Source organism: Rhodococcus baikonurensis (assembly GCF_040489275.1).
Classification (GTDB): Bacteria; Actinomycetota; Actinomycetes; order Mycobacteriales; family Mycobacteriaceae; genus Rhodococcus_F; species Rhodococcus_F baikonurensis.
On record NZ_JBEUOQ010000013.1, the window covers coordinates 52,290 to 76,935 of the forward strand.

The window sequence follows — 24,646 nt, forward strand, 5'->3', positions numbered from 1 at the left end:
GATGGGACGAGTCACCGCCCGCACGCCGGTCGTTCGAATCTCGGGCGATCGGGTCGTCACGCGCCCCGACACGCTGGCCGTCGAGGAACCACTCGAAATGAGAGTGGACGGTCAGGTGCTGGCAGTGACGATGCGAACACCCGGCAACGACGTCGACCTCGTCCACGGATTCCTTCTCAGTGAAGGAGTCATCGGCACCCGCGACGACGTGAGCGTCGTCCGGTATTGCGACGGCGTCGACGAAACCGGCGCGAACACGTACAACGTCCTCGACATTGCGCTCGCTCCCGGAGTGCCGTTGCCCGATCACACCACCGACCGCAACACCGTCGTCAGTTCCGCGTGCGGAGTGTGCGGGAAGACGTCACTCGATGCCGTCCGCACCACGACGCGGCATCCACTGGTCGGTGACACGACTTCCGTCACCTCCACCGTCCTGTCGGCCATGCCGGTCACGCTGCGGGAGAGCCAACGGATCTTCGAGCGCACCGGTGGCCTGCACGCGGCCGGATTGTTCACCGCCACCGGAGAACTCCTGGCACTGCGCGAGGATGTCGGCCGTCACAACGCCGTCGACAAAGTGATCGGTTGGGCCATCACCGACGGCAGAGTGCCCCTCTACGACACGATCCTGATCGTCAGTGGGCGGGCGTCGTTCGAACTCGTCCAGAAGGCCGTCATGGCCGGCCTTCCGGTACTCGGTGCGGTCTCCGCGCCGTCGTCGCTGGCCGTGGAACTGGCACAGGAATCGGGGTTGACGCTCGTCGGTTTCATCCGCGGCGATTCGATGAACGTCTACTCGCACCCGCACCGAGTCGAGGTCACGAACTCGCGCGCAGTTGAGCCGACAGTCGCACAGCGGAGTTGACCTCCCCGTAGCCCTCGTACCCACCCACTCGCTGCACGACCTCGAAGAACAGGTCTCCCCCGACCGTCGGGGTGAACAGGTGGAAGAACTCGCCGTGAGCGTCCGCGTCGTAAAGGATTCCGGCGCTGCGCATCCGGTCGAGCAGTTCGGAGTTCAACCCGAAACGTGCGTCCAGATCGTCGTAGTAGTTCGGGGAAATGGGTAGCGGAGCAAACCCCCACTCCTGCATGGACGCAGCGGCACCGAAGATGTTCTCACACGCGAAGGCGACGTGGCTGACGCCGCCGCGGCGGACGGTCGGCAGCCCGCTTCGACTGCCCTCCACCATGTTCAGCGAGATACGCAGGGCATGTCCGTCACCGTCTTGAACAAGCGTGAGCGCTTGACTCCGCATGAGGCCGACCGAATCGGTGACGTCCTGCCCCTCGTGCGGTTGCATCTCGAACACAGACCGCAGGAGCAGCATGATGCCGTCCCAGCTCTCGGCCGGAACTGCCAGTGCCACATGGTCGATCCCGGTGAACACTGCGCCCTGTTCACGATTGCGCTCGGCGGGCAGCGGGTAGATCTCGAAGGCCGATTCCCACGCCGCAGCGCTGCCGGGGCCACGAAGGTCGATCGATGTCGCATCGGTGACCTTCAGGCGTACGACGTCCGGTACGGCGATGTTCTCGTCACTCGAACCGGGCAACTGCACTCGCGTCGCCGGTACTTCGAGAGCCAGAGCGCGCTCTCCCCACACTTCGGGTTCGGTTGCCCTGATGCCGATCTGAGTGAGAACCGGCAGATCTGCGGGCAGCCCGGGCGCCGTCCACACCGTGCCCGCTGTCGCGTCGACGGCAACGGTCAGCGGTCCGTGCCGCCACAGCTGCAGGTCGTGATCGTGGTGCCGTCCGACCAGATGAAAACCGACACGGGAGAGCATCGAGTGGACCTGGTCCTGTTTAGCCGGACCCGCAGCGATTCGCAAAGACACGATTCCTTCGAGCGGGGTGCGCTCCGGGGCGGTGAACAGCGTGGGTCCACCGGCGGCAGGGTTCGCGGCAGCGACCTGTTCTTCCAGATGGAGGAGCGACCGATGAGCGTCGATTGCCGTCCGCTGGGTGTCAGCGCGGCGGAATACGTCGTTGAAGATCTCGAGCGACCACGGTCCGTCGTAACCGGTGACGTACACATGCTGAGCGAACGCGCTCAGATCGAAACTGCCCTGCCCCGGGAAGTTTCGGTGATGCCGGCTCCACTGGAGGATGTCCATCGCCAAAAACGGTGCGTCCGCCAACTGGAGGAAGAAGATCTTCTCTCCGGGAATCTCGCGAATTCCGGCAGGATCGTCACCGCGCGAGAGGATGTGGAAACTGTCCAAACAGGTTCCGAGCGCTACGTGATCGACTCCCTCGACGATCTTCCATGCATGACCGTACGTGTTGACGTGGGCACCCCACGCGAGCGCCTCGTATGCAACCTTCTTGCCGTGCTGGGACGCCAGTTCGGCGAGAGCTCCGAATTGCTCTGTCAACTGACCGTCGTCGTGACTTGCTGTCGGCAGGGGCGAGGAGCACACCAGGAGCGTCTCGCACCCCAGTTGATCCATCAGCTCGAATTTGCGTTGCACTCGAACAAGATTCCGAGCAAATTGGGCCTCGTCCACCGTGTCGAAGTCACGAAACGGCTGATACAGGTCCAGGCTCAGCCCCAGATCCGCAGCCCTCGTTCGCAATTCCACGGGCGACCAGGGAGAAGCGACAAAATCCGGCTCGAACACTTCGAAGCCGTCGAAGCCGGCAGCAGCAATGGCGTCGAGCTTTTCCTCGAGGGTGCCGCTGAGCGATACAGTCGCGATCGACGTCCGGACCGGGCCACTCACAGCGCTGCCGCAGTCTGTTCGCCGTGCACCAGTTCGGTCATGTGAGCGAGCATCCTCTTACTGTCGGGTTCGATGCCCGTGAAGATCCGGAACGCGTCGACGGCCTGGAAGACGGTCATTCCGCCACCGCTGAGCGTCGGCGCCCCGATCAGCCTGGCCTGACGCAACAGCTCCGTTTCGAGCGGACGGTAGACGATTTCCGCCACCCACAGATCAGGACGGAGCAGATCCGGCGAGAATGCCATCCCAGGATGGGCCGCCATCCCCATCGGCGTCGCGTGGATCAAACCGTTTGCATTGCCGAGCACTTCGGCGAGGTCACTCGTGTGGCGCGCCTCGACGATCTGCGCCGGGAACTGCTGCGAGAAAGTTCGCGCGAGTTCTTCCGCACGAGCCAGGCTCGAATCGACCAACGTCAGCGTCCCCACGCCGCGGGTGAGTGCCGCATAGGCAACAGCCGCACCGGCTCCACCCGCACCGAGCTGGACGACACGATCGAGCTGTGCTCCGGGAAGCCCGTCGTCGAAATTCCGGCCGAAGCCCGACCAATCGGTGTTGTGTCCGATCGCCTTGCCGCAGTCGAAGAGAACCGTGTTCACCGCCCCGAGCCTGTCTGCATCCGGCGAGAGTTCGTCGAGATACTCGATCACCAACTGCTTGCACGGGTGAGTGATATTGAGACCGCGGAAACCGAAACGTCGTGCATAGGTGAGAAGTTCACCGATGTCCGACGGCCCCATTCCCATCACGTCGAGATCGAGGATGCGGTAGACGTACGGCAGGCCCTGTCTGCGCCCTTCCTCCTCGTGCATGACCGGGGTCAAGGAGGCCTCGATACCGGTGCCGATCAGACCGCAGAGGATCGAATCACTCATCAGTTCTTCCCTTCTCGGATGCAGACGAATTCGACTGCGGCGCTGTAGCCGTCGATTCCCAACCCACAGATGACAGCGTCGGCGATGCCGGAGACGTACGAGTGGTGACGGAAATCCTCGCGGCTGTGGATGTTGCTGATGTGCACCTCCACAACGGGGGCATCGAGTGTGACCAGAGCGTCACGCAACGCAACCGAGGTGTGGGAGTACCCACCGGGATTGATCACGATGCCCGCGACATTTCCCCTGGCCTCGTGGATCCAATCGATCAGTTGACCCTCGTGGTTCGACTGCTTTGCCTCGACCACCGCTCCGAACTTCTCAGCCGCCGCTTCACAACGGGAAACCACGTCGTCCAGGGTGCCTCTCCCGTAGAACTCCGGTTGGCGCTGTCCCAACAAATTCAAGTTGGGTCCGTTGAGGACCAGAACCGGTAGAGATGAAGTCATCAGGGGCACCTCGGGGTTGACGCTCGAAACTAATGTACGAACTAGTGAGTTAGTTCACTGGACGTTACTCCCCCGACGCGAACTCGACAAGCAAAGTCGACAAACTGCTGACAGATAGAGTGAGCACATGGTTTCCGAGCAGTCAGTGAACTCCGTGGTGTCGAAGCCGGAGAAGCGACGCCGAAACAGCGATCTGACCAGGGTGAACATCATCGCCGTCGCCACCGAGGAGTTTGCCGACAAGGGATTCGCCGGCGCCCGGGTAGACGAGATCGCAACCAAGACTCACACCACCAAGCGCATGATCTACTACTACTTCACCGACAAGGAAGGGCTGTACAAGTCCGTCCTCGAGCATGCGTACAGCGTCATTCGTGCGCAGGAACGTGAACTCGATCTCGAGGGATTGAACCCCACCGCAGCAGTCCGCGCCTTGGCAGAACTCACCTTCGACCACCACGAACAGCACCCGAACTTCATTCGCCTGGTGGCCAACGAGAACATGCTCCGCGGTGAGCACATCGAGAAGTCCGAGCTGCTCAGTGGCCTCGGCGCCCCTGCCGCCGATCTCGTCTCGCAGATTCTCCACGACGGGCAGCAGGCGGGAGTATTTCGCTCCGACGTCGATGCTCTCGACATTCACATGTTGATCAGCAGTTATTGCGTCTTTCGGATCGCCAACCGATACACCTTCAAAGCGCTCTTCGACCGCGATCTGACCGACTCGACGCATCGTGAGCATCTTCGAACAATGCTCGGCGACATGGTTGTTACGTTCCTGACCTCGAAGGCGCCGTCCTGACCCACCCCGAAGTCCGAAAAATCCCCCTACGGTGGTGAGTGGAACTCACAGCTGCCACCGGGAGGAATGACGTGACCGAGAATTACGTAGACGGGCTTTCACTCGAGGAGAAGGCGTCGTTGACGTCCGGCTCGGATTTCTGGCACAGCCAGTCCGTTGCCGGAATCGAATCGATACTCCTGACCGACGGTCCGCACGGAGTCCGGAAACAACCCGAGGGCGGCGACGCACTCGGACTCGGCCACAGCATTCCAGCGACATGTTTCCCACCGGCGGTCGGGTTGGGCTCGTCGTGGAACCTCGACCTCATCCGCCAGGTCGGTGAGGCTCTGGGCGACGAAGCCAAAGCCGAACAGGTCTCGGTCCTCCTCGGCCCAGGCATCAACATCAAACGATCACCCTTGTGTGGCAGGAATTTCGAATACGTCTCCGAGGACCCATTCCTCTCCGGCCGCGTCGCGGCAGCGCTGATCACCGGTATCCAGTCTCGCGGCGTCGGAACCTCGCTCAAGCACTTCGCTGCCAACAACCAAGAACACGACCGGATGAGAGTCAGTGCCGACGTCGACGAACGCACGCTGCGCGAGATCTATCTGGCCGGCTTCGAATACGCCGTCAAGACCGCGGCCCCGACGACGGTCATGTGCTCGTACAACAAGATCAACGGTGTGTACTCGAGCCAGAACCATTGGCTGCTCACCGAGGTACTGCGCGAACAGTGGGGCTTCGACGGCCTCGTCGTTTCGGACTGGGGAGCGGTCAACGACCGCGTGGCGGCACTCGCCGCGGGCCTCGACCTGGAAATGCCGCCGACCGGCACCGATACCCAGATCGTCGACGCCGTGCGCGGCGGCGACCTTGACGAATCCGTGCTCACCACTGCGGCCGAGCGCCTGTCTACGCTGGTGAAACACACCGCCGCCGCGCGCACCGAGGGCCACACGTACGACGTCGAGCGTCACCACGAACTGGCACGGACCGCTGCAGCGGAGTCCGCTGTATTGCTGGCCAACGACGGAGAACTACTGCCGCTGACCCCCGGCGGGCAAACTGTCGCGGTGATCGGCGAATTCGCCTGCAGCCCGCGGTACCAGGGGGCGGGTAGTTCACAGGTGGTTCCAACCAAGCTCGACAATGCCTTGGACGCGATCCTCGACCTCGAAGGCGCCGACCGCGTCACTTTCGCACCGGGCTTCACCTTCGACGGCACTCCGGACGACGACATGGTCACCGAGGCTGTCGACGCCGCACGCCGCGCTGACGTCGCGGTGCTGTTCCTCGGACTACCGTCCGCCACAGAATCCGAAGGATTCGACCGAACCGACATCGAACTGCCGGCTGACCAGATCGCCCTGCTGGAAGCGGTCCACGGCGCGAACCCGAACACGGTCGTCGTGCTCGCCAACGGCGGTGTGGTTTCGATCGAGCCTTGGAAGGATCATGCCGCCGCAATCCTCGAGGGCTGGCTACTCGGCCAGGCGGGCGGCTCGGCGATTGCCGATCTGCTGTTCGGCATCACGAATCCGTCCGGCCGCCTCACGGAGACCATTCCGCTTCGCCTCCAAGACAATCCGTCGTATCTGCATTTCCCGGGATCACAGCAGCACGTCCGCTACGGCGAAGGCCTGTACGTGGGATACCGCTACTACGACTCCGCTCTGCGCGAAGTGGCGTACCCGTTCGGGTTCGGGCTGAGCTACACCACCTTCGACATCACCGATACGTCTGTGGAGGCCGGTGAGAACTCCGCCGAAGTGACGGTCACCGTGCGCAACAGCGGCGATCGAGCGGGCAGCACCGTCGTGCAGGTCTACGTCCACGACGCCTCGGAAAGCATCGACCGTCCCGAGCAGGAACTGAAGAGCTTTGCCAAGGTCCACCTCGACCCCGACGAATCTGCGACTGTGAACATCACTCTCGACACCAGAGCATTTGCCTATTGGTCCGTCGCGGCGCAGGACTGGGCGATCGAACCTGGCGACTACGAGATCCGCGTCGGCTTCTCGTCTCGGGACATCGCGAGAACCGACACCATCACTCTGGCCGGAAACGTCGGCGTCGGCACGCTCGACGCCATGTCGACCATCGGCGAATGGCTCGCCCATCCCGTAGGCAGTGCCGTTCTCGGCGCCGCCATGTCTGCCGCAGCGGGCGAAGGTGCGCAATCGGTCAGCCCCGAAATGATGGCGCTCGCCGGTTCGATGCCGCTCGGAAAGCTCGCCACCTTCGGCCTCGGGATCACCGAGGAACAGGTGGAGCAGTTGGTGGCGGCGGCAGCACAGCCGGCCTCCTAACTCCCTGAACTGCGGTTTCGACGCGCGGCGTGACCGCCAGTAGATTTTTATGAACTATTTGGTTACAAATCTTGTGTAGTTGCTGTGGCGTCGGTTACATTCCTTGTATCGCTCTCCGCACAGACGTTCTTTATACGAACACAATCGGCGGATGTAGAGCCTCCACGACGCTTCCACCCAGGAGTTGAGCATGTCAGCTAGCACGGTTACACCATCCGGGCCCGAGGCAGGGTCCTTGGCCAGGCCGGATACGACCAAGGTCAAGCGCGCCGCAACATCGTCGTTTCTCGGCAGCATGCTCGAGTACTACGACTTCTACATCTACGCCTCCGCCGCTGCGCTCATCTTCCCCACCGTGTTCTTCCCGGACAGCGGACATGCGGCACTGCTTTCGCTGGCCACCTTCGGTGTCGCGTACGTCGCGCGTCCCCTCGGCGCTGTAGTCCTCGGCCATTTCGGTGACCGCGTCGGCCGCAAGAAGATCATGCTGCTCACCCTCATCATGATGGGCGCGGCAACGTTCCTCATCGGATGTATTCCCAGCGCCGATTCGATCGGAGTTCTTGCACCGATACTTCTCGTCCTGATGAGAATCGCCCAGGGCATCTCCGCCGCTGGTGAACAGAGCGGTGCCAGCTCACTGACACTCGAACATGCTCCCGAAGGTCGACGCGCATTCTTCTGCAGTTGGACCCTCAACGGCACCCAGGCCGGCTTCATCCTCGCCAGCCTCGTCTTCCTGCCCATCGCCGCACTCCCTGACGACATCCTCTACACGTGGGGCTGGCGAATCCCGTTCTGGGGCAGCCTGATCGTTCTCGTGGCGGCATACATCATGCGTCTCAAGCTCGAAGAGCCCGAAGAGTTCACCGAGCAGCAGGAGTCGAAGGCCGTCGCCAAATTGCCTGTCGCCGATCTTCTTCGCACCCACAGCGCAAATCTGATTCGCGTGATCTGCTGCGCCTTCATCGCCGTCGTCTCCACTATCTTCTCCGTCTTCGGACTCGCCTTCGCCACCACCGAGGAAGTGGGGATTCCGAAGTCGACCATGCTCTGGGTGGCCATCGCAGCCAACGCCGTGGCCTTGCTCAGTCAGCCCGCCTGGGCGATGCTCTCCGACAGGATCGGTCGCAGGCCGCTGTTCATCGGTGGCGCCCTCGGTAGTGCGGTGTTCATCTACGTGTACTTCGGCGCAATCGCCAGCGGCAACGTTCCCCTGATCTTTCTCGCCGCAATCGGATTGATGTCCGTCTTCTACGCTGCACCGAACGCCATCTGGCCGTCGTTCTACTCCGAGATGTTCAACACCAAGGTCCGCTACTCCGGCATCGCGATCGGCACCCAGGTCGGCTTCGCCCTCGCAGGCTTTGCGCCCGCCATAGGCAACGCCCTCATGGGCGGCGACAAGACGCACTGGATGCCCGTTGCCATTCTGACGTCGGTGGCCTGCGTCATCTGCGCGATCTCGGCGTTCACCGCCAAGGAGACGTTCCGCACTCCCCTCAAGGAACTCGGCAACCCGATCTAGTCGAACACCCCGCAGACGCCCTGCACGAACGACTGTGGCCCGACATCTCGCGAGAGATGCCGGGCCACAGTCGTTTTGAAGTTTCTACGCCGTCTTGTCGCGGCGCTCGCCACGTTCCGGCTTACGCGGAACGATGGTCGGAAGTACGTTGTCGTTGACGGTCTCCGCGGTGACGACCACCTTTTCGACGTCGTCACGGCTGGGGATGTCGTACATCACGGGAAGAAGAACCTCTTCCATGATGGCGCGCAGGCCACGAGCACCGGTTCCACGCAAGATCGCCTGATCGGCGATCGCATCCAGAGCCTCTTCGGTGAACTCGAGTTCGACGCCGTCCATGTCGAAGAGACGACGGTACTGCTTGACGAGAGCGTTCTTGGGCTCCGACAAGATCTGAACCAGCGATTCCTTGTCGAGGTTGGTCACCGACGCGATCATCGGCAGTCGGCCGATGAACTCCGGAATCAGACCGAACTTGATCAAATCCTCCGGCATGACCTCGGCGAAACGATCGACCGTATCCAGTTCGGCCTTCGACCGAACCTCGGCACCGAATCCGATACCGCGCTTGCCGACGCGATCGGAGACGATCCGCTCGAGACCGGCGAACGCGCCCGCAACGATGAACAGCACGTTCGTCGTGTCGATCTGAATGAATTCCTGGTGCGGATGCTTACGACCGCCCTGCGGCGGGACGCTCGCCTGCGTACCTTCGAGGATCTTCAGCAACGCCTGCTGAACACCTTCGCCGGACACGTCACGCGTGATCGACGGGTTCTCGCTCTTACGCGCGATCTTGTCGACCTCGTCGATGTAGATGATTCCGGTCTCGGCGCGCTTGACGTCGTAGTCGGCAGCCTGAATCAGCTTGAGCAGAATGTTCTCCACGTCCTCGCCGACATAGCCCGCCTCGGTCAACGCCGTCGCATCGGCGATGGCGAACGGGACGTTGAGCATCTTCGCGAGAGTCTGAGCGAGGTACGTCTTGCCACAGCCGGTGGGGCCGAGCATCAAGATGTTGGATTTTGCGAGCTCAACCGTCTCACCCCGCGCATCACGGCCCTTGTCTCCGGCCTGAATGCGCTTGTAGTGGTTGTAGACGGCGACGGCCAGCGTCCGCTTGGCGGAGTCCTGACCGATGACGTAGTTCTCGAGGAATTCTCGGATCTCCGCAGGCTTGGGAAGCTCGTCGAGTTTTACCTCGCTCGACTCGGCCAATTCCTCTTCGATGATCTCGTTGCAGAGGTCGATGCACTCGTCGCAGATGTACACCCCGGGTCCTGCAATGAGCTTTTTGACCTGCTTCTGACTCTTACCGCAGAAAGAGCACTTGAGCAGATCCCCGCCGTCGCCGATGCGTGCCATCTCGTGAGGTCCCTACTTTCCATCATGTACGTGCACTCGCCGCCACTCGATCGGCCGAGACGCTCCGCAGTACGTCGGTAGTTGTCAGATCGGTAGTTGTCAGATCAGACGAACTGATCGAACAAATCTGGTCGAACAATCGCAGAACGCCGGTCGAGAACCAGCCCGTGAAGTGACGGTACCCGCAGATCCCGAACGGGGTCGACCTGTTCTCGGCGTTTCGCCTGCGGATAAAAAAGAAAAGAGTCGAGATTTCAGCCTGGCGAGCGCTCCACCAGGCACTTTTCGACGTGTCCGCCTCGTGTCGGGAATCGCGATACAGATCCACGACACGAGGCGGAAATCGACTACTTCTGTGCGCTGAGCTTCCGGTAAGCCAGCACGTCGTCGATGATGCCGTACTCCTTGGCCTGCTCGGCCGTGAGGATCTTGTCGCGATCGGTGTCGACGCGGATGGTCTCCGGATCCTTACCCGTGTGCAGCGACAGCGTGCTCTCCATGAGCCGACGCATACGCTCGATCTCCGCAGCCTGGATCTCCAGATCGGAAACCTGACCCTGGATGCCGCCCGTGGCCGGCTGGTGAATCAGAATGCGCGAGTTGGGAAGCGCGAAGCGCTTGCCCGGCGTACCACCGGCGAGAAGCACAGCAGCTGCCGAAGCAGCCTGACCGAGGCAGACAGTGGAGATGTCGGCACGGACGTACTGCATCGTGTCGTAGATCGCCATCAGCGCGGTGAACGAACCACCGGGCGAGTTGATGTACATGGTGATGTCGCGGTCCGGATCCTGCGATTCGAGAACCAGCAACTGGGCCATGAGGTCGTTGGCGGAGACGTCGTCGACCTGCGAGCCGAGGAAGATGATGCGCTCCTCGAACAGCTTGTTGTACGGGTCGGACGTCTTGACGCCATAGCTGGTCTGCTCCGTGAACTGGGGCAGGATGTAACGCGATTGGGGGCCCGACGGCGCCTGGCCGCCCAGCGAGTTAGCTCCGAAAAGATTGGTCATCAGTTCTCCAAAGTATGAATTGGGCAGCGAAAGGATGGACGAACCGGCTCAGTTGCCGGTGCCGCCGGCCTGATTCGCACGGGAGACGACGTGGTCGACGAAGCCGTACTCGAGAGCTTCCTTCGCCGTGAACCAACGGTCACGGTCGGAGTCCGCGGTGATCTGCTCGACCGTCTGGCCGGTGTGCTGAGCGATCAGCTCGGCCATCTCGCGCTTGGTGTGCTTGAACTGCTCGGCCATGATCGCGATGTCACTGGCGGAACCACCGATACCGGCGGACGGCTGGTGCATCATGATGCGAGCGTGCGGCAGTGCGTAACGCTTGCCCTTGGTGCCTGCCGAGAGCAGGAACTGACCCATCGACGCCGCAAGGCCCATGCCGAAGGTGGCGATGTCGCACTCGGCGAACTGCATCGTGTCGAAGATCGCCATACCTGCGGTCACGGATCCACCGGGCGAGTTGATGTAGAGCGAGATGTCTCGCGTCGGGTCCTCGGCCGAGAGCAGCAGGATCTGTGCGCACAGCTTGTTGGCGATGTCGTCGTCGACCTGGGTACCGAGGAAAATGATGCGCTCTCGCAGCAAGCGCTCGTACACCGAGTCGCTGAGGTTCAACCCAGCGGTCGCTGAAGTCATGGCGGGACTCTGCAAAGTCTCCAGGTGATTGGAAGTCACGGTACCTGCCTTCTATGTGGATCTACTTGTGCGGTGGATCGTCTATGCGAAACACATCTACTGACACAGACAGTAACGAAGTAGGGCGGCACCGGAGTCCCGGTGCCGCCCTACTTCGCTCAAAGCGGAAAACTCAGTGCAGTCGATCGTGGTGAAAACACCCGTCCGCCTGCGTTTTTACTTGTCTTCGCTCTCGGCGGAATCAGACGCATCCGCTTCGGTTTCGTCCTCGCTGCTGCCGAACAGTTCAGCGGTGTCGACGACTGCGCCGGAGGTGTCCTTGACACCGGCCGACTCGACGACGGACGCGAGAGCCTTGCCACGACGGACGTCTGCGAAGACGGCGCCGAGCTGGTTTGCCTGCTGGATCTGCTGGATGAACTGCTCGGGAGCCATGCCGTAACGCTGCGCCTGGAACAGGATGCGCTCGGTGAGCTCGTCCTGACCGACGGTGACGTTGCCCGCATCGGCGATCGAGTCGAGCAAGAGCTGCGTCTTGACGGAGCGCTCAGCGGCTTCCTGTGCATCCTTGTCGAACTCTTCGCGGCTGCTGCCCTGCTCTTCGAGGAGCTTGTTCAGTGCCTCTTCGTCGTGATCGAGACCGTGAACGGCGTCGTGCAGTGCAGCGTCGACCTCAGCCTTGACAACGGCCTCCGGCAACGGAACCTCGACGGTCTCGAGCAGCTGCTCGAGAACCTTGTCGCGGATCTGACCGGCCTGCTCGACCTTGCGGACGCGTGCGACGCGCTCACGGAGGTCAGCCTTCAGTTCTTCCAGGGTGTCGAACTCGCTGGCGAGCTGAGCGAACTCGTCGTCCTCAGCCGGAAGCTCGCGCTCCTTGACCGTCTGCACGGTCACGGTGACAACAGCTTCCTTGCCCGCGTACTCGCCGGCGACCAGCGTCGACGTGAAGTCCTTGGACTCCCCCGCCTTGAGGCCGACGATGGCTTCGTCGAGGCCCTCGATGAGCTGGCCCGATCCGACCTCGTGCGACAGTCCGCTCGCGGTTGCCTCGGCAACGTTCTCGCCGTCGACGGTGGCCGACAGGTCGATCGAGACGAAGTCTCCGTCCTCGACTGCGCGGTCGACGCCGGTGAGGGTGCCGAAACGCTGACGCAGCGAAAGCAGCTGCTCTTCGATGGCTTCGTCGGTGATCTCGATCGGATCGACCTCGACGTTGATGGAGCTGAAGTCGGGAAGCTCGATCTCGGGGCGCACGTCGACCTCGGCGGTGAACTCGAGGAGCTCGCCGTCTTCGATCTTGGTGACCTCGATCTCGGGCTGGCCGATGGCCTTCACGCCGGCGCTGGTGACAGCCTCGGAGTAACGCGACGGCAGAGCGTCGTTGACAACCTGCTCGAGCACTGCGCCGCGACCGACACGCGCTTCGAGGAGTCGGGCCGGAGCCTTACCGGGGCGGAAGCCGGGGAGACGAATCTGCTGCGCGAGGGCCTTGTAGGCCTTGTCGAAATCAGACTTGAGTTCCGCGAAGGGCACCTCAACGTTGATACGGACTCGCGTCGGGCTGAGCTGCTCGACGGTGCTCTTCACGAAACTTCGCTCCTTCGTCTGGTCTTGCTCACAACTTGTGTTGAATCGGTACTGCTGTCTGGCGCGGCACTCCACTCCCGTACTTGCTGGAGGTGAGTGCCATGTACGTACTTGTCGGGATGACAGGATTTGAACCTGCGACCCTCCGCTCCCAAAGCGGATGCGCTACCAAGCTGCGCTACATCCCGTTTCCGATCACATGAAACACACGATACGGCCATCCGAGGCCACAAAGACAGCGGGCCACAAAGGCAGCCACCATCGGTGACCGCGCACAACCCTATCGCGCTCACTACTCTCTCACGAACCCGACCGCCGTTTGTACACGGCCCGGCTGTCCGCCCCCGCAAGTATGTCATTCAACTATGTCATCCACCGCCGCCACATACAGCCTTGCCTGAACCGTGATGCGAGCCGGAATCAGAGGCCGGGCCGGAAGGAAAAGACACCCCGACTCGCCGGGCAAATCGAAATTCCCCAGGTGAACGACGGTCTCGAACTTCTCCGACCCCCCGATTATGAAATCCGGTGGGGCATTGGGTACAGTTTCGTATCGCAGACGACGAACACGGCGATCCCGAGTTGTCGTATGCACGGGGATGTAGCTCAATGGTAGAGCCTCAGTCTTCCAAACTGATCACGCGGGTTCGATTCCCGTCATCCCCTCCATCAGGAGGGAAACTCCACAAAAATCCGCACCGGCCCAGCCGGTGCGGATTTTTTGTGTTCAGACTTTGCCCGCTCAGACCACTCCCCTGCAGTCCGTATCCTGGAGTTGTCCGGATCGATTCTGCTCGGGAGGCCACTCGTGACCACGATTCTTCTCATACTCGTCGTTCTGGCCGTAGTCGTATTTCTGGTCATGAAAAGCCAGCAACGCGGTTCCGGCCACAGCGCAACGCAACTCGACGACGCGAAAGCCGATGCCCGGCAGGCGATCGAACGCCTCGGCGGTCAGGTCTACAACCTGACCGGCAGTGACGACGCGTCGCGCCAAGCCCTCGCCGACGCGGCCGAACGATACAACGCCGCAGGCTCGCAGATCGATCAGGCCGCAACGCCGGTGCAGGCACGTCTCGCGAAACAGACTGCACTGGAAGGGCTTTACTACATCCGCGCGGCACGGGTGGCGATGGGCATGGATCCGGGACCGGACGTTCCTTCCATCGACGGACAGAAGGCCGCGGGTTCGGTCACCGAAGATCGCGAGGTGGAATTCGAGGGCCGCAAGGTCGCCGCATCACCCAATCCGTCGTCGCACACACCCAACTACTACCCCGGCGGCCGAGTCGCAGGACGCCCGGTCCCGGCCGGCTGGTACTCCGAGCCGTGGTGGAAGCCTGCCCTCGTCGCCGGGGCGTGGGGTCTGGGTTCGATGATGCTGTTCTCGACCATGTTCTCCGGAATGGCCGGGGTTCCTTACAGCGCAGAAGCTTTCGCGCAGGGTGGCGATACGGGAGCCGGCGGTGACTCCGGAGACCAGGGTGACTCCGGCGACTCGGGAGATCAGGGTATGGACGCCGGTGACTCCGGTACGGACCAAGGAAGTATCGACAACACCGATTTCACCGCAGACGGCGGAGGCGGCGACTACGGGGACTTCGGAGGCGGCGATTTCGGCGGTGGGGACTTCGGCGGCTTCGACTTCTAAGCCGACTGACACACCGGGCACCAGAACAGGTTTCGCGCCTCCATGACGGAATGCAGGATCGGCGTGCCGCACACGCGGCACGGCGATCCTGCTCTTCTGTAGACGTAGGTCCGCGGACGATCCTTCGCGTACGCCGGATCTCCGTTGTCGTGCTCGGCGCGAACGACGTGCATCTTCCCGCGCCTGACACCGACTTTCATCAACTCGACAAGATCTGCCCACATGGCAGTCCATTCGTCGTGAGAGAGAAGATTCCCCGGTCGTTCAGGGTTGATTCCGTGACGAAAGAGAAGTTCGGCGCGGTAGACGTTGCCGACACCCGCCAGGACCGCCTGGTCCATGAGCAGCGCGCCGATCGCCTTCTTGGACTTGGAGATTCGCAACCAGGCTTTCTCCGGATCCGCGTCGCGGCGCAATGGGTCCGGCCCGAGTCTCGCCTCGATCGCGGCGACCTGAGGGGGCAGCAGGACTTCGCAGGCAGTGGGACCACGAAGGTCGGTGCCGAAATCGGCACCGACCATTCGCATCCGGACCTGGCCTACCGGTTCTTCCATCGGTAGGGCGGAGTCGGTGAACTTTCCGTACAGCCCGAGGTGTACGTGAACTGTCAATCCGTTGTCATAGGTGTGCCAGAGGTGCTTTCCCCAGGCATCCGAGGACGTGAGTACGTGTCCGTCCACCAACCGCGCGTCCTCGGCGAATCTGCCTTGCGGACTGAGGACGCGGACCGGTGAACCGACGAACTTGCGGGCATGCAACCGTGCCAGCCGATGCAGGGTATGACCTTCAGGCACGGAACAACTTTCGAATCAGGCTTGCGGCAGAGCCGGTGCGACGCCGGTCTTCTCGTACTCGGACAAGATGTCGATACGACGCTGGTGGCGCTCTTCACCCGACCATGCGGTGGCGAGGAAAGCGTCGACGATGGCAAGCGACTCCTCGAGGGAATGCATACGTCCGCCGATGCCGATCAGCTGAGCGTTGTTGTGCTCGCGGGCCAGCTTCGCCGTTTCGACGCTCCAGGCGAGGGCGCACCGTGCGCCGGGGACTTTGTTCGCTGCGATCTGCTCGCCGTTGCCACTGCCGCCCAGGACGATTCCCAGGCTGCCTTCGTCCGCAACGACGCGCTTTGCGGCTTCGATGCAGAATGCCGGGTAGTCGTCCACGGCGTCGTACTCGTGAGCACCACAGTCGACGGCCTCGTGGCCGTTCGCTTTCAGGTGTTCGATGATCTCGTTCTTACGTTCGAATCCGGCATGGTCGGCACCCAGGTATACGCGCATGGCGACAATTCTCTCAGGCCCGACCAGCCGGGCGCACCCGGGTCGACGTCACACTTTCAGGAACACGCATCACCGCGCGAGCGCACCTATCGTGGTGCCCATGTACCCCGTCAACGGCCAGGCCGCTGCACCCGCCGTTCGTGTGTCACCGGGCGGTGACGCCGTTCGCCACCCGTGGGAAATTCCGCTACTCGTGCTCGCGGTGCTGACGACGGTCGTCACTTATGTGGTGGCGATCGTCCTGATCGCTGCGGGTGATCTGTCGACATGGATCCTCGTGGTGCTCGCGGCTCCGATCCTGCTGTTCCTCGCGCGAGGACAGCTGTACGGATCGCAACAGGTCAACGGAATCAAGATGACGCCTTCACAATTTCCGGAGGGGTATCAGCTGGTTGCCGAGGCTGCGGCACGGTTCGGCATGCAAACTCCGCCGGATGCCTACGTCGTGCTGGGGAACGGACGGATCAACGCGTTTGCGTCGGGGCACGGATTTCGCCGTTTCGTCGTCGTCTACAGCGACCTGTTCGAAGTCGGTGGGAAGGCTCGCGAGCCCGATGCGCTCGCATTCATCATCGGCCACGAGGTCGGCCACATCGCTGCTGGGCATGCGTCTTACTGGCGTCAGTGGGGACAGTTCGCGTCGAACTACATTCCGGTGATCGGGTCTTCGCTGTCTCGTTCCATGGAGTACACGGCAGACAACTTCGGTTTCCACATGCGCCCCCAGGGAGCACCGGGCGCCATGGGTGTCCTCGGCGCCGGAAAGTATCTCGTGAGTCTGGTCGGGTTCGACGAACTCGCCGATCGCGCGACACTCGAATCCGGTTTCTTCCCGTGGTTCGTCAACATCTTGTCGTCACATCCGGTGCTGACCTGGCGTGCGGCCGCGCTTCGCAACCGCACGCACTCAGGGCGTCTGTTCTTCCGGCCCGGTCAGCTCTACCGAAATCCGGCGCTCACTGCCGCTCAGTCGAACTGAGGATCCTCGTTGCGGGTCCGCTTGAGCTCGAAGAAGTGGGGGTAACCGGCCAGCGCGACGGCGCCGTCCCAGACCTTGCCTGCATCCTCGCCGCGCGGGATGCGTGACAGCACGGGACCGAAGAACGCCACGCCGTTGACATGGATCGTCGGGGTTCCGACGTCGGGTCCGACGGCGTCCATACCCTTGTGGTGGCTCTCACGCAGTGCCTCGTCGTACTTGTCGGTGTCGGCAGCCTCGGCCAATTCAGGGGGCAGGCCCACCTCGGCGAGGGACGACTTGATGACGTCGGCGAAATCTTTGTTTCCCTCGTTGTGAATCTTCGTACCCATGGCCGTGTACAGCGGCAGCAGGATCTCGTCACCCTTCAGCTGCGCTGCAGCGATAGCGACGCGGACCGGGCCCCAGGCCTTGGTCATCATCTCGCGGTACTCGTCGGGAAGGTCGCGGCCCTCGTTGAGAACCGCAAGGCTCATCACGTGGAACTTGGCCTCGATGTCGCGTACCTGCTGGGCTTCGAGAATCCAGCGCGAGGTGATCCAGCACCACGGGCAGAGCGGGTCGAACCAGAAGTCAGCAGTGTCCGTGGTCTTGCTCGAGGTTGCGCTCACGAAGAAACTCCCTATCAGTTCATGTCGGTCAGGTCATATCAGTTCGGGGACATACTCCCGTTCTGCCAACAATCATGAACCCGCAATCCTTCCCGCGCTTTCCCCCGAACTACCTTCCGATCGCAGTAGTGTCGAAAAGAAACGAGTACGAAGGAGTGGTTCAGTAATGAGCACCAACCGGAGATTCGTGATCGTCGGCGGCGGGCTCGCGGGCGCAAAGATCGCAGAAGCCCTGCGTGACAGAGATTTCGACGGTGAGATCACCGTTTTGAGTGAAGAAGACCACCTCCCGTACGAGCGGCCGCCACTGTCGAAGGAGTTCTTCGCGGGCAAGAAGACACTCCCCGAATTCACCGTCCACGACGGCGAGTGGTTCCGCGACCATCACATCGATCTTCGTCCGGGAACGACGGCAACGGCCATCGACCCCGCTGCGCACACCGTGTCACTTCCGGACGGTTCCACGATCAGCTACGACAAGCTCGCCTTGGCCACCGGTTCACGTTCGCGGCGCCTCGACATCCCGGGGTCCGACGCCGAAGGCGTTCACTACGTACGAACAGTCGATCAGGCCGCTGCGCTGCTGCGCACCCTGGCCGCCGACAAGAAGCTCGTCGTGATCGGTGCCGGCTGGATCGGTCTCGAAATTGCCGCGTCGGCCCGCGGTTTCGACGTCGACGTCACCGTGCTCGAACATGCCGGCCTTCCGCTCGAATCGACCCTCGGCCCGGAAATGGGTGAGGTCTTCGCCGCTCTGCACCGCCAGAACGGCGTCGACTTGCGCACCGGCACGGACGTCAGCGCAATCTCTGTCGACGGCGATCACGCCTCGGGTGTCACTTTGAGCGACGGCACCGTGATTCCGGCCGACGCCGTGTTGATCGCTGTCGGCGCGTTGCCGAACACCGAGTTGGCGTCGGGGGCGGGTATCGACGTCGACAACGGCGTTCTCGTCGATGCCGGTCTGCAGAGCAGCGACCCGGACATCGTCGCAGTGGGCGACATCGCGGCCGCACAGCATCCGATTCTGAACGCACGAATTCGGGTGGAGCACTGGGCAAACGCGCTCAACCAGCCTGAGACGGCCGCAGACACCATGTTGGGGCGGCCTGCCGAGTACGTGCGCATGCCGTATTTCTTCACCGACCAGTACGACCTCGGGATGGAATACGTGGGTCACGCACCGCACGGCGGCTACTCCCGTGTGGTCACTCGCGGCGACGTCGACAAGCGCGAGTTCCTGGCATTCTGGCTCGATTCCGCGAACAAGGTGCTCGCCGGCATGAACGTGAACATCTGGGACGCCGGTGACGCCATCAAGGAATTGGTCGCGTCTTCAGGCCCCGTCGATCCGGAGCGTTTGGCCGATCCGGAGATTCCGCTGGCAGAAGTGTCCGCTTGAGTGCAGTCGTTCTCTTCGTGATGGGATGGACGTAATAGATCCGCACCATCTACGAGGAGATCTTTGTGGTCGCACCTAACCTGACACGCGAAACCGCAGCGCAACGGTCGGCAATCCTGACCGTCCAGAACTACCTGATCGAACTCGATCTCACCGACGGCAATGACGCACCCGGCGAGGAGACGTTCTCCTCGAAGACCACCGTCACGTTCACGGCGACGGCAGGCGCAAGCAGCTTCATCGACATCGTCGCGGCCCGAGTCCATTCCGCGGTCCTCAACGGCACCGCGCTCGACGTCTCCGACTACGACGAGTCGACGGGCATCAGCCTGCCCGACCTCGCTGCCGACAACGAACTGGTCATCGAGGCCGATTGCATCTACTCCCACACCGGCGAGGGGCTGCACCGATTCGTCGACCCGACCGATGACGCCGTCTATCTCTATTCACAGTTCGAGACGGCCGACGCCAAGCGCATGTTCGCGTGCTTCGATCAGCCCGATCTGAAGGCCACGTTCGATGTCCGCGTCACCGCTCCCACGTCGTGGAAGGTCATCTCCAACTCCGCTGTCGTCGAGACACTCGCCGCCGATCCAGGCCAGCACGTCTTCCGGACCACCCCGAAGATGAGCACGTACCTGGTGGCGCTCATCGCCGGTCCCTACGCGCAGTGGACCGACAACTACTCCGACGAGCACGGCGACATCCCCCTCGGAATCTTCTGCCGCTCTTCGCTGGCCGAGTTCATGGACGAGGAGCGGCTCTTCACCGAGACCAAGCAGGGATTCGACTTCTACCACCGCAACTTCGGCGTTCCCTATGCCTTCGGCAAGTACGACCAGCTCTTCGTCCCCGAATTCAATGCGGGCGCGATGGAGAATGCCGGCGCCGTGACCTTCCTCGAGGACTACGTCTTCCGCTCCAAGGTGACCCGCTACTCGTACGAGCGTCGTGCCGAGACGGTCCTGCACGAAATGGCGCACATGTGGTTCGGAGACCTCGTCACGATGGCGTGGTGGGACGACCTGTGGCTCAACGAGTCGTTCGCGACCTTCGCTTCGGTCCTGTGCCAGACCGAAGCGACCGAGTACACGAACGCGTGGACGACGTTCGCCAACGTCGAGAAGTCGTGGGCATACCGCCAGGATCAGTTGCCGTCGACGCACCCGATTGCCGCGGACATTCCGGACCTGGCCGCCGTCGAGGTCAACTTCGACGGCATCACCTACGCCAAGGGCGCCAGCGTACTCAAGCAGTTGGTTGCCTACGTCGGACTCGAGCCGTTCCTCGCCGGACTGCGTGAGTACTTCCGTGAGCACGCATTCGGAAACGCAACCTTCGACGATCTGCTGGGCTCACTCGAAAAGTCTTCGGGCCGTGACCTTTCCGACTGGGGTCGACAGTGGCTCAAGACCACCGGCCTCAACATCCTGCGACCCGACTTCGACGTCGACGCAGACGGAAAGTTCACCCGCTTCGCCGTCCTGCAGGACGGTGCCGCCCCCGGCGCCGGGGAGCGTCGAATCCACCGGATCGCCATCGGCATCTACGACGACGTCGACGGCAAGTTGGTGCGAAGCCATCGCGTCGAACTCGACCTCGATGCTGTGGAGAGCACCGATGTCCCCGAACTTGTCGGCGTCGCCCGCGGTGCACTCGTGTTGGTCAACGACGACGATCTCACCTACGGCTCCGTGCGACTCGATCCCGAATCGTTGGCGACCGCGATCGAGCGAGTCGGCGACATCACCGAGTCGCTCCCCCGCACCTTGGTCTGGTCGGCGGCGTGGGAAATGACCCGTCAGGCCGAACTGAAGGCACGCGACTTCGTCGCACTGGTCGAGCGCGGCATCAGTTCGGAGACCGAAGTCGGTGTGGTGCAACGTCTCTTGCTCCAGGCCCAGACCGCCATCGGCTCCTACGCAGACCCTGCCTGGGCCGAGGCCGAAGGCGCGGCGAGCTTCGCCAATCGGTTGCTCGAACTCGCACGTGAGGCAGAGGCCGGGTCCGACCACCAGCTGGCATTCGTCAACGCACTCACCGGCGCCGCACTCTCCCCGTGGCACACCGAGGTTCTGCGCGAATTGCTCGACGCCGATCCCTCCACCGTTGGGCTCGACGGCCTGATCGTCGACACGGATCTTCGCTGGCGCATCGTCGGGGCACTCGCAGCTGCCGGTGAGATCGACGCCGAAGGAACTGCAACTCCGTTCATCGACGCCGAAGCCCAGCGTGACCCGACCGCGGCGGGCGCTCGTCAAGCCGCGGCTGCCGCGGCCGGACGTCCGCAGGCCGCTGTCAAGGAAGAGGTCTGGGCGAAGGTCGTCGGCGACGACTCGGTGCCCAACATCACCGCGCGATCCATCATCGGCGGGTTTGCTCGCGAAGGCCAGGACGAATTGCTCGAACCCTTCGTCTCCCGCTACTTCGCCGACATCGCGGCAGTGTGGGAACGACGCTCGAGCGAAGTGGCACAGACGGTTGTCATCGGGCTGTACCCGTCGTGGTCGATCTCTGCAGAATCCGTCGCGGCCGCAGACCGATTCCTCGAAGGCGACATCCCTCCCGCGCTCCGTCGTCTGGTCGTCGAAGGCCAGGCCGGTGTGGTTCGTTCGCTCGCCGCACGGAAGTTCGACGCGAGCTGACATGCGAAAGGCCGGTGCCCGCGTCGATTCTCACGAATCGACGCGGGCACCGGCCTTTGTGCGACAAAAAGTTACGGCGCTGAGATTGCGGCTGCCATAACGCGGATTGCGCTGATCAGTCCGTCGATCAGATTGCCTTCGCTGAACGATGCGACAGCTGCGGTTGCTCCGAGCTGGGTAACGCGATCAGTGACCCGATCGGCGATTGCCCGCCCGCTGCGTACCTCGACGGTGCGCTGGTTGGGCGAGACAGCGATCAGCACGGAACGCTCGGCTTCGGGCGTGGTCGGGAACAGTGCGTCGGCACCCGCTGCCGGATCGGAACCGAGATCACCGATGTAAGCGTTGAATCGCACCTTGGTGGCGCGCGTCGCTTCGGTCATCGCGACGTCGAGCGCGACCAGATCCCTGGTCTCGAACGGAAGATCGTCGGTGAACGGCTCGCCGATGCGGTGCACACCGGAAACACGTCCGCTGGACGTGACGACGCTGCCGACCGGCAGGTCCTCGGGCGCTACTGCGAGCGCGGTCGAATGATCACCACTTGCCACTTGCGGACCCTCCGATCAGATCAGCCGAACCGGCTTCGATTGCGTGCGCACTGCCGTGATGGCCACCGCGAACGGTGACTTCGTCGACAGCACTCCACAGCACGGGAGCGTGATCCCACGACTCACCGAGATGGAACGCCGGCGGAACCGGTCCCGGCGTCTTCTTCCCGAGGAAGGACGCAGCCGCGAAGAACGCGGTGATCAAGGCCGGAATCCCAACGTATATCAGTACTACCTCGAGAATGCTCACACCAGATAACGTAGCCCAGAACGCCAGGAAGGAAAGCGTCAGGGCCACAAATTCTCGGGCAATTTCGTTTCGGTGACGACAGAACGCGGCTCAGGCGGCGCCCACGCCGACACATAGCTCAGGCTGCGCCCACGCCGACACATAGCTCAGGCTGCGCCCACGCCGAGATACGGCATCCACGCCGGATGCAATTCCTTGGTCGCCGCGAGCAGACGCCAGTGCGGGCCGGACGGCGGAACCAGTTCCGCACGGAGAGTCCATCCGAGTTCGCTGAGCATCTTGTCTGCCTTGCGGTGATTGCAGGGGGCACAGCACGCGACGCAGTTCTCCCACGAATGCCCGCCACCTCTGCTGCGAGGAACGACGTGGTCGATGGTTTCGGCTTTGGCTCCGCAGTACGCACATCGGAAGTGGTCACGATGCATCAGTGCGGCACGAGTCATGGGGATACGGGCGCGATACGGAACGCGCACGTAGGTGCGCAATCGAATGACCGAGGGAACCTGCACCGACCAGTCCGCAGAATGGACTACCGGGCCTTGTGCGTCCTCGTGGACAGTATCGGCCTTGCCGCAGGCCATCAGTACGACCGCGCGCCGGGCAGGAAGGGCGGTCAGCGGTTCGTACGTGACGTTGAGCAGTAGCACCCGACGTTTTACCCACTCGGGCACGACGCGATCGGGAGGGAACATCTCGAGGTGAGAACGTTCTTCGGAAAAGAGTGGGTCGGCAGTGTGCGCGAACCCGTCAGGAACAACTTCCAGAACAGCCCCTAACGCGTGGTCGTTCCGCGCGCTAGTGGGCTGGAGTTGTCGGTGATTGCGTGCAGCATGTCGGTTCTTCATACGACCTCCGGGAGACTGCCCCCAAGTTGACCACGGATGATCGCGTTACGCACTCCCATTTCGAACAAAATTGCCAGGACGGCCGGTGAATTTCCGGTGAATGGGTACGCAGTCCGACCCGATACCACCGTCGTCGACCCGGAAACCGACCACTACGGCCGTCAGGCACAATGGAAGTTGCCATGAATGACGTACAGCACGACGTGCAGCAGACCTTCTACGACGCCGTCGGCGGAGCCGAGACGTTTCACAAGCTCACCGCGCGATTCTACGAAGAAGTCGCGAAGGACGAGGTTGTGCGCCCGCTCTACCCCGAGGCCGATCTCGGCCCGGCCGAGCGGCGGATGCGGATGTTCCTCGAGCAGTACTGGGGCGGGCCGCACACGTACTCGGAGGAGCGTGGACACCCGCGTCTGCGGATGCGCCACAATCCATTCGTGATCGGCCCGATCGAGCGTGATGCGTGGCTGCGGTGCATGCACGTCGCCATCGCGTCCATCGACGAGAAGACTCTGAGCCCGGTGCACCGAAAGCAGTTGATCGACTACATGGAGATGGCTGCCGCGTCCATGGTCAACTCCGCCATCTGACCGTTTACTTCGCCTTCGGCCTGAAAACGCGCGCGACCCGACGAACTGCTCGTACCCCGAACGACACCGTGGGATGCAGGGGTGAACTCAAGATTGCATGCTTGCGCACGTACTCTTCGACCTCCCACTCCGACCAGCTGCCCGCACGAAAAAGTGCGGCATCGCCGACTCCGAGGGTTCGCTTCGCGATTCCGTCGGCCTGAACGGTGACCGAACCTTCGATGATGTGCACGATTTCGTCCGCGTGGAAGTACCAGCGAAAGCGCCCCTTCGTGCAATCCCAGACGTGCGTGGTCGTGGTTCCGTCTTTACTCACCGACCACTGCGCCGAGCGCGCAACCGGTGTGCCGGAGATTATCCAGTCCCGGTTGATCGGATCCTCGTCGAGTAACACGTTGTCCAAATTGACCGCTTCGATTGCCGACAAAGTCAAGGCCAAGCCCCCTTGGTTGAATTCTCGATACTTCTCCCCCGGCAGTAACACCAAAGTTGCCACATGGCATCACCGCGTCAATGCAAAGTACACCAAGGCTAGGTAAAGAGTCACGCTTTTGCCGT

Annotated in this window: 23 protein-coding genes and 2 tRNA genes; 10 read left to right on the forward strand and 15 right to left on the reverse strand. The window is 62.4% G+C overall.

Going from position 1 to position 24,646, the window contains the following annotated elements; genetic code table 11:
• The first annotated feature begins 1 nt into the window (after nucleotide 1).
• Nucleotides 2–868, forward strand: a complete 867-nt coding sequence (gene fdhD, locus ABWI03_RS25520; RefSeq protein WP_235169719.1) for a formate dehydrogenase accessory sulfurtransferase FdhD — start codon at nucleotides 2–4, stop codon at nucleotides 866–868.
• On the opposite strand, the gene ABWI03_RS25525 is transcribed toward fdhD, so the two are convergent.
• Genes ABWI03_RS25525 through aroQ form a run of 3 tightly spaced genes read right to left on the reverse strand, consistent with a single transcriptional unit; the run spans nucleotide 822 to nucleotide 4,056 of the window.
• Nucleotides 822–2,732: a sugar phosphate isomerase/epimerase and 4-hydroxyphenylpyruvate domain-containing protein gene (locus tag ABWI03_RS25525; RefSeq protein ID WP_298781247.1), complete on the reverse strand. Its 1,911-nt coding sequence runs from the start codon at nucleotides 2,730–2,732 to the stop codon at nucleotides 822–824. The genes fdhD and ABWI03_RS25525 overlap by 47 nt on opposite strands.
• Nucleotides 2,729–3,607: a shikimate dehydrogenase gene (locus tag ABWI03_RS25530; protein ID WP_298781250.1), complete on the reverse strand. Its 879-nt coding sequence runs from the start codon at nucleotides 3,605–3,607 to the stop codon at nucleotides 2,729–2,731. Before ABWI03_RS25530 ends, ABWI03_RS25525 begins: the two co-directional genes overlap by 4 nt.
• Nucleotides 3,607–4,056, reverse strand: a complete 450-nt coding sequence (gene aroQ, locus ABWI03_RS25535; protein ID WP_095969719.1) for a type II 3-dehydroquinate dehydratase — start codon at nucleotides 4,054–4,056, stop codon at nucleotides 3,607–3,609. Before aroQ ends, ABWI03_RS25530 begins: the two co-directional genes overlap by 1 nt.
• A gap of 127 nt (nucleotides 4,057–4,183) precedes the next feature.
• Here aroQ and ABWI03_RS25540 point away from each other — a divergent pair, with 127 nt between their 5' ends.
• The 3 genes from ABWI03_RS25540 (at nucleotide 4,184) to ABWI03_RS25550 (ending at nucleotide 8,680) form a co-directional block, all read left to right on the forward strand.
• Nucleotides 4,184–4,858 (forward strand): TetR/AcrR family transcriptional regulator, encoded by a 675-nt coding sequence (locus tag ABWI03_RS25540; RefSeq protein WP_298781254.1) that lies wholly within the window; start codon nucleotides 4,184–4,186, stop codon nucleotides 4,856–4,858.
• A 71-nt stretch (nucleotides 4,859–4,929) separates the two neighbouring features.
• Complete coding sequence (locus ABWI03_RS25545) at nucleotides 4,930–7,152, forward strand: glycoside hydrolase family 3 C-terminal domain-containing protein (protein WP_298781257.1); 2,223 nt, start codon at nucleotides 4,930–4,932, stop codon at nucleotides 7,150–7,152.
• Nucleotides 7,153–7,342: 190 nt separating this feature from the next.
• Complete coding sequence (locus tag ABWI03_RS25550; protein ID WP_206029568.1) at nucleotides 7,343–8,680, forward strand: MFS transporter; 1,338 nt, start codon at nucleotides 7,343–7,345, stop codon at nucleotides 8,678–8,680.
• Nucleotides 8,681–8,764: 84 nt separating this feature from the next.
• Here ABWI03_RS25550 and clpX read toward each other — a convergent pair whose 3' ends face one another.
• The 5 genes from clpX to ABWI03_RS25575 all read right to left on the reverse strand — a co-directional run bounded on the left by clpX (nucleotide 8,765) and on the right by ABWI03_RS25575 (nucleotide 13,469).
• Nucleotides 8,765–10,045 carry an ATP-dependent Clp protease ATP-binding subunit ClpX gene (clpX, locus tag ABWI03_RS25555; RefSeq protein WP_003944582.1) on the reverse strand — a complete coding sequence of 427 codons (1,281 nt, stop codon included), beginning with the start codon at nucleotides 10,043–10,045 and terminating at the stop codon, nucleotides 8,765–8,767.
• 347 nt (nucleotides 10,046–10,392) lie between these two features.
• Nucleotides 10,393–11,055 carry an ATP-dependent Clp protease proteolytic subunit gene (locus ABWI03_RS25560; protein WP_003944539.1) on the reverse strand — a complete coding sequence of 221 codons (663 nt, stop codon included), beginning with the start codon at nucleotides 11,053–11,055 and terminating at the stop codon, nucleotides 10,393–10,395.
• Nucleotides 11,056–11,103: 48 nt separating this feature from the next.
• Nucleotides 11,104–11,691, reverse strand: coding sequence for an ATP-dependent Clp protease proteolytic subunit (locus ABWI03_RS25565; protein ID WP_007730960.1), 588 nt, complete (start codon nucleotides 11,689–11,691; stop codon nucleotides 11,104–11,106).
• 216 nt (nucleotides 11,692–11,907) lie between these two features.
• Nucleotides 11,908–13,281, reverse strand: a complete 1,374-nt coding sequence (tig, locus tag ABWI03_RS25570) for a trigger factor (RefSeq protein WP_095969716.1) — start codon at nucleotides 13,279–13,281, stop codon at nucleotides 11,908–11,910.
• Between the two features lie 114 nt (nucleotides 13,282–13,395).
• Nucleotides 13,396–13,469: transfer RNA gene (locus ABWI03_RS25575), tRNA-Pro, on the reverse strand.
• 407 nt (nucleotides 13,470–13,876) lie between these two features.
• Here ABWI03_RS25575 and ABWI03_RS25580 point away from each other — a divergent pair.
• Together ABWI03_RS25580 and ABWI03_RS25585 are read left to right on the forward strand one after the other, a co-directional pair.
• Nucleotides 13,877–13,950, forward strand: a tRNA-Gly gene (locus ABWI03_RS25580).
• A gap of 193 nt (nucleotides 13,951–14,143) precedes the next feature.
• On the forward strand, nucleotides 14,144–14,932 hold the full coding sequence (locus ABWI03_RS25585) for a DUF1542 domain-containing protein (protein ID WP_298781456.1): 789 nt from the start codon (nucleotides 14,144–14,146) through the stop codon (nucleotides 14,930–14,932).
• Here ABWI03_RS25585 and ABWI03_RS25590 read toward each other — a convergent pair.
• Both ABWI03_RS25590 and ABWI03_RS25595 read right to left on the reverse strand, forming a co-directional pair.
• Entirely contained in the window at nucleotides 14,929–15,726 is a 798-nt protein-coding gene (locus ABWI03_RS25590; protein ID WP_095969715.1) for an Fpg/Nei family DNA glycosylase, read from the reverse strand. The two genes, ABWI03_RS25585 and ABWI03_RS25590, sit on opposite strands and share 4 nt — an antisense overlap.
• Before the next feature lie 15 nt (nucleotides 15,727–15,741).
• A complete protein-coding gene (locus ABWI03_RS25595; protein ID WP_095969714.1) occupies nucleotides 15,742–16,215 on the reverse strand; it encodes a ribose-5-phosphate isomerase in 474 nt (157 codons plus the stop codon).
• A 100-nt stretch (nucleotides 16,216–16,315) separates the two neighbouring features.
• Here ABWI03_RS25595 and ABWI03_RS25600 point away from each other — a divergent pair, with 100 nt between their 5' ends.
• Complete coding sequence (locus ABWI03_RS25600) at nucleotides 16,316–17,194, forward strand: M48 family metallopeptidase (RefSeq protein WP_298781267.1); 879 nt, start codon at nucleotides 16,316–16,318, stop codon at nucleotides 17,192–17,194.
• On the opposite strand, the gene ABWI03_RS25605 is transcribed toward ABWI03_RS25600, so the two are convergent.
• Nucleotides 17,182–17,805, reverse strand: coding sequence for a DsbA family oxidoreductase (locus tag ABWI03_RS25605; protein WP_003944541.1), 624 nt, complete (start codon nucleotides 17,803–17,805; stop codon nucleotides 17,182–17,184). The genes ABWI03_RS25600 and ABWI03_RS25605 overlap by 13 nt on opposite strands.
• Before the next feature lie 166 nt (nucleotides 17,806–17,971).
• Here ABWI03_RS25605 and ABWI03_RS25610 point away from each other — a divergent pair, with 166 nt between their 5' ends.
• Both ABWI03_RS25610 and pepN read left to right on the forward strand, forming a co-directional pair.
• A complete protein-coding gene (locus ABWI03_RS25610) occupies nucleotides 17,972–19,207 on the forward strand; it encodes an NAD(P)/FAD-dependent oxidoreductase (protein ID WP_298781271.1) in 1,236 nt (411 codons plus the stop codon).
• Between the two features lie 65 nt (nucleotides 19,208–19,272).
• The gene (pepN, locus tag ABWI03_RS25615) at nucleotides 19,273–21,852 is read left to right on the forward strand and encodes an aminopeptidase N (protein ID WP_298781274.1); all 2,580 of its coding nucleotides are present in this window, start codon (nucleotides 19,273–19,275) and stop codon (nucleotides 21,850–21,852) included.
• 71 nt (nucleotides 21,853–21,923) lie between these two features.
• Here pepN and ABWI03_RS25620 read toward each other — a convergent pair whose 3' ends face one another.
• From ABWI03_RS25620 to ABWI03_RS25630, 3 genes are all read right to left on the reverse strand, one after another.
• Entirely contained in the window at nucleotides 21,924–22,403 is a 480-nt protein-coding gene (locus ABWI03_RS25620; protein WP_095969711.1) for a DUF5130 domain-containing protein, read from the reverse strand.
• A complete protein-coding gene (gene ctaJ, locus ABWI03_RS25625) occupies nucleotides 22,390–22,653 on the reverse strand; it encodes an aa3-type cytochrome oxidase subunit CtaJ (protein ID WP_007730943.1) in 264 nt (87 codons plus the stop codon). The genes ABWI03_RS25620 and ctaJ overlap by 14 nt, the downstream gene beginning before the upstream one ends.
• A gap of 146 nt (nucleotides 22,654–22,799) precedes the next feature.
• Complete coding sequence (locus ABWI03_RS25630) at nucleotides 22,800–23,498, reverse strand: HNH endonuclease (RefSeq protein ID WP_435054151.1); 699 nt, start codon at nucleotides 23,496–23,498, stop codon at nucleotides 22,800–22,802.
• Between the two features lie 182 nt (nucleotides 23,499–23,680).
• Between ABWI03_RS25630 and ABWI03_RS25635 the strand changes: the two genes are divergently transcribed.
• Nucleotides 23,681–24,088, forward strand: coding sequence for a globin (locus tag ABWI03_RS25635; RefSeq protein WP_003944464.1), 408 nt, complete (start codon nucleotides 23,681–23,683; stop codon nucleotides 24,086–24,088).
• Between the two features lie 4 nt (nucleotides 24,089–24,092).
• Here ABWI03_RS25635 and ABWI03_RS25640 read toward each other — a convergent pair whose 3' ends face one another.
• Nucleotides 24,093–24,584: a cupin domain-containing protein gene (locus ABWI03_RS25640; protein WP_435054152.1), complete on the reverse strand. Its 492-nt coding sequence runs from the start codon at nucleotides 24,582–24,584 to the stop codon at nucleotides 24,093–24,095.
• Nucleotides 24,585–24,646: the final 62 nt, after the last annotated feature.

Excerpts from the sequence above, each read along its gene's own strand:
- ABWI03_RS25610 (WP_298781271.1), top strand. The coding sequence starts at position 17,972 with ATGAGCACCAACCGGAGATTCGTGATCGTCGGCGGCGGGCTCGCGGGC.
- ABWI03_RS25600 (WP_298781267.1), top strand. The coding sequence starts at position 16,316 with ATGTACCCCGTCAACGGCCAGGCCGCTGCACCCGCCGTTCGTGTGTCA.
- aroQ (WP_095969719.1), bottom strand. The coding sequence starts at position 4,056 with ATGACTTCATCTCTACCGGTTCTGGTCCTCAACGGACCCAACTTGAAT.
- ABWI03_RS25540 (WP_298781254.1), top strand. The coding sequence starts at position 4,184 with ATGGTTTCCGAGCAGTCAGTGAACTCCGTGGTGTCGAAGCCGGAGAAG.
- ABWI03_RS25550 (WP_206029568.1), top strand. The coding sequence starts at position 7,343 with ATGTCAGCTAGCACGGTTACACCATCCGGGCCCGAGGCAGGGTCCTTG.
- ABWI03_RS25585 (WP_298781456.1), top strand. The coding sequence starts at position 14,144 with ATGAAAAGCCAGCAACGCGGTTCCGGCCACAGCGCAACGCAACTCGAC.
- ABWI03_RS25635 (WP_003944464.1), top strand. The coding sequence starts at position 23,681 with ATGAATGACGTACAGCACGACGTGCAGCAGACCTTCTACGACGCCGTC.
- ABWI03_RS25565 (WP_007730960.1), bottom strand. The coding sequence starts at position 11,691 with ATGACTTCAGCGACCGCTGGGTTGAACCTCAGCGACTCGGTGTACGAG.
- ABWI03_RS25530 (WP_298781250.1), bottom strand. The coding sequence starts at position 3,607 with ATGAGTGATTCGATCCTCTGCGGTCTGATCGGCACCGGTATCGAGGCC.
- fdhD (WP_235169719.1), top strand. The coding sequence starts at position 2 with ATGGGACGAGTCACCGCCCGCACGCCGGTCGTTCGAATCTCGGGCGAT.
- ABWI03_RS25595 (WP_095969714.1), bottom strand. The coding sequence starts at position 16,215 with ATGCGCGTATACCTGGGTGCCGACCATGCCGGATTCGAACGTAAGAAC.
- clpX (WP_003944582.1), bottom strand. The coding sequence starts at position 10,045 with ATGGCACGCATCGGCGACGGCGGGGATCTGCTCAAGTGCTCTTTCTGC.
- ABWI03_RS25630 (WP_435054151.1), bottom strand. The coding sequence starts at position 23,498 with ATGAAGAACCGACATGCTGCACGCAATCACCGACAACTCCAGCCCACT.
- ABWI03_RS25560 (WP_003944539.1), bottom strand. The coding sequence starts at position 11,055 with ATGACCAATCTTTTCGGAGCTAACTCGCTGGGCGGCCAGGCGCCGTCG.